General features: G+C 59.9%; 9 protein-coding genes. 4 read left to right on the top strand and 5 right to left on the bottom strand.

The genetic code is table 11. The annotated features are described in order from the left end of the window. Positions 1–323 precede the first annotated feature (323 nt). From NW820_RS06380 to NW820_RS06395, 4 genes are all read right to left on the bottom strand, one after another. On the bottom strand, positions 324–1712 hold the full coding sequence (locus NW820_RS06380; RefSeq protein ID WP_011432179.1) for an MFS transporter: 1389 nt from the start codon (positions 1710–1712) through the stop codon (positions 324–326). Between the two features lie 79 nt (positions 1713–1791). Beyond that, complete coding sequence (locus tag NW820_RS06385; protein WP_011432178.1) at positions 1792–2532, bottom strand: Uma2 family endonuclease; 741 nt, start codon at positions 2530–2532, stop codon at positions 1792–1794. 40 nt (positions 2533–2572) lie between these two features. After that, on the bottom strand, positions 2573–3958 hold the full coding sequence (locus NW820_RS06390) for an aspartate ammonia-lyase (protein ID WP_414407009.1): 1386 nt from the start codon (positions 3956–3958) through the stop codon (positions 2573–2575). Between the two features lie 41 nt (positions 3959–3999). Beyond that, positions 4000–4311 carry a hypothetical protein gene (locus NW820_RS06395; RefSeq protein ID WP_011432176.1) on the bottom strand — a complete coding sequence of 104 codons (312 nt, stop codon included), beginning with the start codon at positions 4309–4311 and terminating at the stop codon, positions 4000–4002. 259 nt (positions 4312–4570) lie between these two features. Here NW820_RS06395 and infC point away from each other — a divergent pair, with 259 nt between their 5' ends. From infC to raf1, 4 genes are all read left to right on the top strand, one after another. Beyond that, positions 4571–5128 (top strand): translation initiation factor IF-3, encoded by a 558-nt coding sequence (gene infC / locus NW820_RS06400; RefSeq protein ID WP_011432175.1) that lies wholly within the window; start codon positions 4571–4573, stop codon positions 5126–5128. A gap of 15 nt (positions 5129–5143) precedes the next feature. Next, the gene (gene bcp, locus NW820_RS06405; RefSeq protein ID WP_011432174.1) at positions 5144–5608 is read left to right on the top strand and encodes a thioredoxin-dependent thiol peroxidase; all 465 of its coding nucleotides are present in this window, start codon (positions 5144–5146) and stop codon (positions 5606–5608) included. A 126-nt stretch (positions 5609–5734) separates the two neighbouring features. Continuing rightward, the gene (locus NW820_RS06410; protein WP_238376869.1) at positions 5735–7681 is read left to right on the top strand and encodes a serine/threonine-protein kinase; all 1947 of its coding nucleotides are present in this window, start codon (positions 5735–5737) and stop codon (positions 7679–7681) included. 164 nt (positions 7682–7845) lie between these two features. Next, on the top strand, positions 7846–8949 hold the full coding sequence (gene raf1 / locus NW820_RS06415) for a RuBisCO accumulation factor 1 (RefSeq protein ID WP_414407008.1): 1104 nt from the start codon (positions 7846–7848) through the stop codon (positions 8947–8949). 86 nt (positions 8950–9035) lie between these two features. Here raf1 and proB read toward each other — a convergent pair whose 3' ends face one another. After that, positions 9036–10151, bottom strand: coding sequence for a glutamate 5-kinase (proB, locus tag NW820_RS06420; protein ID WP_041436197.1), 1116 nt, complete (start codon positions 10149–10151; stop codon positions 9036–9038). Positions 10152–10262: the final 111 nt, after the last annotated feature.

The following is a 10262-nucleotide window of genomic DNA, read 5'->3' on the forward strand; positions in this document are numbered from 1 at the left end:
AGGTTTGGCGAAGAAATAGCCCTGGCCATACTCGCAGTTCAACAGCCTCATTGGTGCAGTCGCTGTAGGGTTTCGATCCCCTCGGCAGTGACATCCATTCCCAGGCTGCGGGCCAAGGTGATGATCAGGCAATGGTCTCGGCATTTTCTTCATTCGGCCCCCAGCGCGAGATGAAGGAGTGATCGATTTTCAGGCCATTTTTTCAGGCCATTGATGAGGTAATCCTGCAGGCCCCTGAGAGAGGAGTAGCCTGGGCCGAAGATCAAAACCCCCGCAATTGCGCCAGTTGCTCTGCCGCTAGAAACCGTAGCCTATTTTGCGGTCTAAGGAGATCTTTCGGTGCTGGGGTGGTATTGTTGCCGTCTTTCTTCCAATTCCATCAGGATCTGCTGATGACGCTGCCGGGTGATTGGGTAGAACCACACCAGCAAGATCCCGCCGATCAAAGCCACTCCCGGTAAGGGGCCAATGGCAACGCGAATGGCCAACAAAGCCGATTCCGGCTGGATGGGCAGGGCCTCTCCGGCCACCGAAGGCACAAAGCCGGCCCAATCCAGAGCTTGCCCCACGAAAAACAGTCCCAGCGCCAGGCCCACCTTTTGTAAGAAGACCATAAAAGCGTAGAAGATCCCCTCCCGCCGCTCCCCGGTTTGTAGTTCATCCAGATCGATCACATCCGGCAACATGGACCAAGGGCCGAGATAGGCCGTAGCAGAAACCCCAATGCCGGCCAACAGAGCCAGCCCAATCATGATCCCTTGCTGGCCGGGCTGGAGGAAAAACAGGCCCGCCTGCGAGATCAGCCAAAACCCCGCCCCGATAAGGTACATGGTGCGCTTGTCCAGATGGGTGCTCAGTTGGGTCCAACCGAACAGCGTCAGCACTGCGATCCCCTGTACCGCCAGTACCACCAAGGAAATCCACACCTCCGGCAGGCCCATCCAGAAGACGATGAAATAAGGGATGATTGTGGCTGTGAACTGAAACGCCAGCCAAGAACACAGGTAGATGCCGCTGACAAACAGGTAGGGGCGGTTGCTGAAGGCCACCCGCAGTTGTTGAACCAGGGGCATGGGATCCCGTTGGGATGGATACCGTTCTCGCACCCCCCAAAAACAGATCAGCAAGGGCACAGCCGAGATCACTCCAAAACAGGCTCCGGCCAGCAGATGGCCGGCAGCCCGATCCGGCAGCAGGTTGACCAAGAGCGGAAAGGTAACCACCGCAACCATGCTGCCCCCTACAGAGAAGGCAAAGCGGAATTGGTTGAGCTGGGTGCGCTCGTCGTAATCCTGGGTCAGCTCCGCTGTCAGGGAGGCGTAGGGAATATTGGCCGCAGAGTAGAAGGTATTGAACAAGAGCGACACCGCCAGGTAGTAGGCAAACAGGGGGCCAATCCGACCGGGAAAAGGGATCCACCACTGGGCCAGGAACGTGAGGCCGAAGGGGAGGGCTGCAAACAGCAACCAGGGACGGCGACGGCCCCAACGGGTGCGGGTACGGTCGCTGAGGATGCCGATGATGGGATCGTTGATGGCATCCCAAAAGCGAGTGATGGCGTAGATGCTGCCGGCTAGGCCTGCCGACATGCCAACGGTATTGGTGAGAAAGGGCAGCAGGAAAAAGATGAGGATGTTGGCCGTCATGCCTGTGCCCAGATCCCCCACCCCATAGGCCAGCTTCGTCCACAAACTGAGTCGCTGTCTGGTCATCATGTCCCCCTGGAATGCCAGGATTCCAGTGTAGGGGGTAGGTGGAGATTTCTTTTTTGGGGATCCCTGGAAAAGCTGATCAAAATTCAGGGTCTTCTCCCAGTTCCCGTAGCCGCTGGGCCAGTCGTTCGGCTCGGGAGCGTTCCAATTCTGCCCGCTGCCGTTCCAATTCAGCCCGTTGCCGTTCCAATTCAGCCCGCTGCCGTTCTAGTTCAGCTCCCGTAGGCAACAATTGCCCTGCCCTATCATACCAGCGCACCCAAAAGCGTTCTCGCCCCTCGTAGGATCCCCACCACCGACCGATACTCAAGTCCAAATCGGGCAACAGAATTGGGGGATGTTCTCCAGCGCCTGAGCCGGGGAGCAGCTCATAGTGTCCGCCCTGGAGTTGATAAACATTCAGCTCATCGGTCTCTAGCTCGAAGGTGACGTAGTAGGGGATCCGCAGCCGCCTTTCGTAGAGCTGGAATTTGGCTTGTCCGGGTTTTTCTTCCCCCTGGTCGTTGCAGATGATCTCCAAGATGAGAATAGGCAAGATATTCCCTTCATCCCAAACCACATAACTTTTGCGGGCAGTGCCATCCCGCCAACGGGGAACCCCCAGCACCAGAAACAAATCTGGAACAATGACCTGCCGGGGTAGGGCGTAGTAAAGGCCCATATTGCAAGCCACAAAAAAGTCTTGCCGATCTGACCAGTGCAGCAGCAGCGGTTCCCGGAGGAGGGGGTATTGGCGGCCTTGATCCTCGTTGTCCAAGGGGGTGTCGTCTGTATCGGGCAAGTCGTGCTGGGTGGGCCAGCGATAGGGGGCGATGGTCATGGCCAGGCAGGAGCAGTATGCCTCCACTGTAGCGAATGGGTTAGGACTGCATTTGGCTCATCGCCTCCAGATCCAGCACCTTGGCCACCTGTTCCGGGGTCATCAAGTTGCGCTCTAAGACAATCTGCCGAATGGACTGGCCGGTTTCCAAAGAAGCCTTGGCCACTTCTGCAGCTTGCAAATAGCCGATGTAGGGGTTGAGGGCGGTCACCAAAGCCAGCGTCCCTTCTGCGTAGCTACGGCAGCGCTCCGGTTTGGGGGTGATGCCTTGAATACAGCGCTCGGCAAAGACCCGCAGGCTGCTGTTCAGAATCTGCAGGCTGTGCAGGAGGTCATAGGCAATCAGGGGCATCATCACGTTGAGCTCAAATTGCCCCGCTTGGGCTGCGAGGGTGATGGCGGTATCCAGCCCAATCACCTGGAAACAGACCATGTTCAACATCTCGGCTATCACCGGGTTGTACTTGCCAGGCATGATGGAAGAGCCGGGCTGCACCGGCGGCAGTTGGATCTCCTTCAGGCCGGTCTTGGGGCCAGAATCCATCAGCCGCAGGTCGTTGGCCAGCTTGATGCCATCTTGGGCCAGGTTGCGCAGGGATCCCGACAGATGCACAAAGGGGGCCATGCTCTGCATCGCCGCCATGGGGTGGGGAGCAGGGGTGAGGGGCAACTGGGTATACTCTGCCAGCCGTTGCACCACCTTTTGCCGGTACTGGGGATGAGTGTTGAGGCCGGTGCCGACGGCGCTTCCCCCCAGCCCCAAGCTGCACAGGGCCTGGCTGGCCTCCTCAATCCAGCGACGGTGTTGGGCAAAGATGGCCGCGTAGGCGCCGAAGCTATCCCCCAGCCGCACTGGCACCGCATCCTGCAAATGGGTGCGACCGGCCTTGAGGATGCCGCGAAACTCTTGGGCCTTCTGCTCCAGCGCCGCTACCAAATTGTCCAGCGTGCCCAGAAAATCCCGTCGCACCCGCAGCAGGGCAGCCAGGCGAATGGCGGTAGGAATGACATCGTTGGTGGATTGGCCGTAGTTGACGTGATCGTTGGGGCTGACCCGCTGGTAGCAGCCTTTGGGCTCCCCCAGGATCTCCAAGGCGCGGTTGGCCAACACTTCGTTGACATTCATGTGGTGAGAGGTGCCTGCCCCTGCTTGGTAGATATCCACCACAAATTGATCCCGCAGGGATCCCTGGAGGATCTCATCCGCCGCTTGGACAATCGCCTTGGCCACCTCTGCCGGAATGCACCCCAGCTCGCCGTTGACCTCCGCCGCCGCCTTTTTAATCAGCACGCAGGCCTCCACATACTCTGGCAGGGGCTTGAGGCCGCTGATGGGGAAGTTCTCCAGGGCACGGGCGGTCTGGATGCCGTAGTAAACCGACTGGGGTAGTTGCCGCTCCCCCATTGAGTCTCGTTCGCTGCGCACCTCAGCCAAGGCTTTTCCTCCCCCGTTCGCGGATCCTTGGGCTAGCTTCCGGCAGCCTTCTCTGAGGGTGTCTCGACGGCTGCAGATAAGTTTTGTAAAGTAGCCTGCAACTGCTGGCTGAGGCGCTCGTTGTTCTCTGCCAAGACCAACACCATGGCCGCACAGGCCAGATGCACCCCCGCTCGAAATTCTGCCGAAGACTTGTACTGGATCAGCGCTTCGCTATCCCCTTCCCGCGGGCTGAGGATGAGCTGAACCGACTTTTGGGCCAACTCTGTCAGTTCCCGTTCCGTTAAACCGAGCTGCACCGCTTCTGCCCTCCCTGCTGGCCGACAAACAACCTTTGATCCCATCAGGATCGCCACTTTGGTATCCTACCGCGGTTGTTGCCCCAATCTGGCAGGATCCCCAAGTGAGCGGGCCTTGACAACTCTTGATAGCTCTAGAAGGAGGTAGAAAATGCCGGTTAGTATAGGTGCAGCCTGCCTTGGCCTGCGGGCCAGTGGCCGACTTTGATTGGAGAGTCCAAACTCAGGGTTCGGCACTGCTCCGAAGGGGGCTAGTCCTACTTAGCATTTGTCTTGTGTTGTTATTTCGTTGAGAGAGGAAAACTTGACCGTAGAGCGTCCACCTGACCGCTTCCCCCGCAAGCAGCGCGCAGAGCTGCCGGCTATCAACGAGCGCATCCGCTTCCCCAAAATCCGCCTTATCGATACCGACGGCACTCAGTTGGGGATCATGAGCCCGCGCGAAGCCCTGCGCCTGGCAGAAGAAAAAGATCTGGACTTGGTCTTGGTGAGCGAAAAGGCCGACCCGCCCGTCTGCCGCATCATGGACTACGGCAAGTTCAAGTTTGAGAAGGAGAAGAAAGAACGGGAGGCCCGCAAGAAGCAACACACTGCCGAGATCAAGGAAGTGAAGTTTCGCTACAACATCGGCGAGCACGACTACAACGTGCGCCTGCGCAGCGCCCAACAGTTCTTGGGGGATGGAGACAAGGTGAAAGCCACGGTGATGTTCCGCGGTCGTGAGGCCCAGCACGCCGAGTTGGGGGAAGAATTGCTGCACCGCTTGTTCAAAGACTTACAAGAAGTGGCGGAAATGCAGCAGCCCCCCCAAAAGGAAGGGCGAAACATCACGATGATTCTCTCTCCCAAAAAATCGGTCTGAGGAGGGATCCCACCCATGCCCCTTGCCGTTGGGGATCCGGCTCCGGAGTTCACCCTGCCCGATGCCGAGGGCAATCCCATCAGCTTGAGCCAGTTGCGGGGACAGCGGGTGGTGCTCTATTTTTACCCGCGGGACAACACCCCCGGCTGCACCCAAGAAGCCTGCGGCTTTCGGGATGCCTACGCTGACTATCAAGCCCACGGCATCGCCATCTTGGGGGTGAGCGCCGACGATGCCCGTTCCCACCAAAAATTTGCCCAGAAGCTGCAACTGCCCTTCCCCCTGTTGGTGGATGAGGGGGCCAAGGTGGCCAGGGCTTACGGGGTCTATGGGCCGAAAAAGTTCATGGGCAAAGAGTACAACGGCATTCACCGCACCACTTTTGTTATTGATCCGGAGGGGAAGATCGAGGCCGTTATCACCAAGGTCAAGGTGGAAACCCACGCAGCGGAGCTGCTCAAGCAGTTGACCGGCTCTTAGGCTTTCCGGTGGGAGTTCGGCAGACCTGCTGCTGGGCTCGTTGTTCTGGAACCTGAGCCAAGACGGGAACGAAAAGAGCAAAAAAAGATGTAAAGTGCCGGTATTGATTCCTCGTGGGCTAGGGCCGTGTCCCGACGCAGCCGTACCCTCAAGTCGATTCACGATAGCTACCAAATGTTGGGTTTGGCCGGCCAAGGGCAGTACGGGCGTGTATTCTGTGCCCGTCCCCGTCAAGGAGGAGACCTGGTGGCCCTGAAGGAGCTGCCGGCGGAGCGCTTTCCCACCCAAAATCTGCTGCGGGAGCTGCGCCATCTGCTCACCCTCAACCACCCCAACATTACCCGCTGCTACGCCCTCGAACATGCCCGCGAAGGTCGCTACCTGGTGTTGGAGTACTGCGAGGGAGGCACGCTGCGGGAGCTGATCGACCAGGTGGAGCAAGGGCTGTGGCTGCCGGTCAAGCAGGTTTTGGGCTTTGTGGATCAGATTTTGGCCGGGTTAGATCATGCCCACCGGCAGGGGGTGATCCACTGCGATGTCAAGCCCGAGAACATCCTGCTCAAGCCCACGCCCCAGGGCTGGCAACTGAAGCTGACAGACTTTGGCATTGCCCGCCACTCCCAGCCTCTTCCCGATGAGATCAGCGCCACCGGATCCCCTGCCTACATGGCTCCCGAGCGCTTCTACGGTCAGTTTAGCCCTGCCTCGGATCTCTACGCGGTGGGGATCATCCTGCTGGAGCTGTTGACAGGCCGGCGGCCTTTTTCCGGATCCCCCGGCCAGTTGATGCACGCCCACCTCAACCAGCCGTTTGTCTGTCCAGAAGGGATCCCTGCCCCGCTGCGGGAGGTGCTGGAGATAGCCCTACGCAAGTTGCCCTTGCGGCGGTTCCGCACTGCTGCCCAAATGCGGTCGGCTTTGGCGGTGGTTGCCCAAGAGTGGCAAGAGCCGGCCAGTTGTTGGGTTGGCCCTCGCCTGCCCAGATGGCCGCCCCCTGGGGTACAGGTTTGGGATCTGCCGGATCTGGGCTCTGTTGACACTGGCGGGATGGAGTTCCTGGCCGAGCAAAAGTTCTGCATCTGCGAGGATCCCAGCGGCTCCAGATCCCCGCTGCTGTTGCGGGTGACCCCCCAGAGGCTGGAATGGCTGGAGCTCCAGAACCTTGCCCTGGGATCCCCTGCTTTGGCCCGTTTTTCCCTGGACGAGCCAATTCGGGCGGTGCTGCCCTTGAACACCTTCCCGGAAGCCCTGGCCTTCTCCCGAAGCAGCCTTTTGCACCTCAGCCCCAGCCGCATCCGCACCTTGCTCAGCTTTGAGGAGGATTGGCAGGCCACCTGGCTGGCAGAGCGACAGGAGCTGGTCTGGGCCACCGCCCAAGAGTTGGGGGCCGTACAATGGCAGCCGGCCACGTCGACAGGAACACAGCCTTTCCCCGATTCCCGCTGCTATTTTCGTTGGCCTTGGCAGGGATCCCTGTCCCGCTTGCTGGCCCTCTCGGAGCATCTGGTTTTGTTGACAGGTGTGGGGCAGCAGTGGGTGGAGATGAGCCTCTTGCCCTATCCCAAGGGACACCATCCCACTGTCGCGACCGGTTGGTCTCTGCAGACGGGATCCCAGCCCATTCGCTATCGCCTGCCCTTGGATCCCCAAGGGGGGGTGATCAGCTTGGGAGAACGGTTGCTCTTTGCGGCAACAGATGAGGGAAGGGAAGGCCAGCAAGGTTGCTGCCCCTATCTCCACTCGGTGCAGGTGAATCCGCTGCGGGTGCGCCGCTGGTTCTTGAAAGGGCAACCTGTCCAGATGGCCAAGGCCCCTTGGGGCGTGCTGCTGCTGTGTCGAGAGGGCGAGCAATCCACTTCCCTCTGGCTGTACAGTGAAAAAGGGGATCCCTTGGCCCAAGTAGCTGTGCCTAACGGCTCACAGGTGTTGCAGGTGGGCCAAAGGGGCAAGATTTGGCTGCAGGTGCCCAAAGCAGAGAAATCTCACCTGTCTCAGCTTTGGCAATTGGATCTGAACTGCTTGCCGGTGAGTGGACAGCCTTCCCAGGTGATGCTGTGCGACCCAGCGATCTAGAGTTTCGCCAAGGACTCCGTCCCGCTGTCGCGACCGGACTCGGCCAGAACCGCTATCAGCCCTAAGATCAAGTTTGAAGATCAAGTTTGGCCAGATGCCCGGCCAGCTCTGCTGGGCTGTGGACCAGGGGAGTGGTGATCTGTCCAGCCTGTTGGAGAACAAGCATGAGTCAGTATCTGCCGGAACCTGCTGCTGTGGAGGAGGATCCCAGCTTGTTGGTAGAGCGGCTGCGCCGCAAAGAGGGCCGGTGGCTGGATTGGGCCAAGGCCTGTCAAGCTTTGCAACGACAGAAAATGACTCCCCAGGCCATCTTCGAGGCAACCGGGTTTGAGCCCATTCACCAAAACCAGATCCTTGTTGCGGCCCAAGTTTACGAAGGGATATCCAAAGCAGGAGCCAGCCCAGCAGTTCTGGAGCATTTTGCCCACAAAGGTAGCGATATCCTCTACGAGTTGCGCATTCTCTCCCCACAGGATCGGGTTCGGGTGGCGGAATTTATCTTCAGTCGCCATTTGAATGCCGCTGATGCTCATGAGATCGCCCGCGCCGTGAAAAATTATGCCCAGCTCCAACAGCTTCCGGAAGGGTTTACAGATCACCCCGGCGATGCGGTGGCCTATCAAGCCTGGCGGACGGCCCAGCAAACCCGCGATCTGCAGGAGCGAACTCGGGCTATCGGTCGAGCGTTTCAGTATGTCCACAGTGATACAGCCCGCCGACAGGTGGAGCAGCTCTTGTCCACGATTGCCACCAGCTCCCGCCCCCAACGCAGCGTTTTGCCCAAGCTGTCCGTGTTTCGCTTGGAAGAAGATCTGCCGCGACTGCTGCCGGTGGCCGGATCCCTGCCTCTTGCAACTGCCGCCTGGGAAGGGATCCCCCCCAGCGAGCCGCAAGGGCCCTTTGGCTGGGTCAACAGCCCGGCGGAGCAGACTTGGATGGCCTTGCCTGCTTGGCCGGTGATTCAAAAGGCCGGGGATCCGGTGATCCTTCAGGTGGAAAACCGGCTTTTGGGATCCCTGTTGGGTTTGCCGGTGCCTGCCGGTGAAGAACAGGATCCGGTTTTGCTGGTGGTCGATCGCGCCGCTCGGGTTTGGGAGGGAGCTCAGATGGCGGGATTTTTCCTGGTGGATCGGGCCGGATCCCTGGCGGTGGAGTGGATAGAAGACTCGCCCTCCTCTCCCCTGTTGGGCCAGGTGCTGATGGCCGTGCGCCCCCCGCGGGTTTTCGATGAGGTGCTGGCTCAGGATCCCTGGCAGTTGGAAGAATAGGCGTTGGGATCCCGCCGTTGTAGCCATTCGTGCTAGTGGTGCAGAGCACCGCGCCTGGACTCGCCCCCATGGCCTCACCCATGGCCTCAATTGAGCAAGGCCAAGTTATCCCGGTGGACGGCAGTATCAACCCCTTCGTAGCCCAGGATGCGGGGAATCTCGGCGGTTTTTTTGCCCTTAATCTGCCGCAGCTCCTCGGCGCTGTAGTTCACCAGGCCCCGCGCCACCTCCTGGCCGCTGGGATCGCACAGGCGCACGGCAGCCCCCGCCTCAAACTCCCCAGAAATGGCTGTGATCCCTGCCGGCAACAGCGAGCGCCCTTGCTCGCACACCGCTCGTACCGCCCCCTCATCCAAAGTCAAAGATCCCTCGGGGATGAGGCCGTAGGCAATCCATCGCTTGCGGGCGCTGGCGGGCTGAGGAGCCGGATCAAAGCGGGTGCCGATGGCCTCGCCGGCCAGAATTGCCGGGATCTGCTCAGGCCGTTTGCCATTGGTGATCACCACCGTTACCCCTGCAGCTGTAGCAATTTGAGCAGCGGTCAGTTTGGTGGCCATGCCGCCGGTGCCCCAGCCGCTTTTCCCCTGGGCTTCGGCCTTCACCTGTAGCGGGATCCCGGGCAACACCCGCTCAATGGGCTGGGCAGAGGGATCTCGGTTGGGGTCAGCCGAATAGAGCTTGTCCACATCGGTGAGCAGGATAAGCCACTTGGCCTGCACCATGCTGGCCACTAACGCCGAAAGCGAGTCGTTATCGCCGAATTTCAGCTCCTCCACTGCCACCGTGTCGTTTTCATTGACGATGGGAATAACCCCCATCTGCAGCAGTTGGGCAAAAGTGCGATTGGCGTTCACGTAGCGGCTGCGCTCCACCAGATCGCCGCGGGTGAGCAGCACTTGGGCAATTGGCTGGTTCAGAGCCGAGAAGAGGTCATCGTAAAGGCGGATCAACCGCCCCTGTCCCACCGCAGCCACCGCCTGCTTCTCGGCAATAGCCGTCGGTCGTTGCCGCCAGCCAAGGCGAGCACAGCCCACCCCCACCGCCCCAGAGGAGACCAAGATCACCGCATACCCCTGCCTGCGCAGGTGGGTCAGCACCTCCACCAGCGGCCCCAACACCGAAAGACGCAACAAGCCGGTCTGAGTATCTGTCAGGCTGGAGGTGCCGATCTTCACCACCACCGTCACGTCTGTTGTTGCCATCGCCGCTCTCAACCCATCCTCCCACCCCTCTATTCACCATAGCGCCACCATAGCGGAGTCAAGACGCAGCTGTATTGACCAAAAGGCGCGGCAAGCCCCGTCCTTCAGGGC

Origin of the sequence: Synechococcus sp. R55.7 (genome assembly GCF_047461955.1) — a bacterium.
Classification (GTDB): domain Bacteria; phylum Cyanobacteriota; class Cyanobacteriia; order Thermostichales; family Thermostichaceae; genus Thermostichus.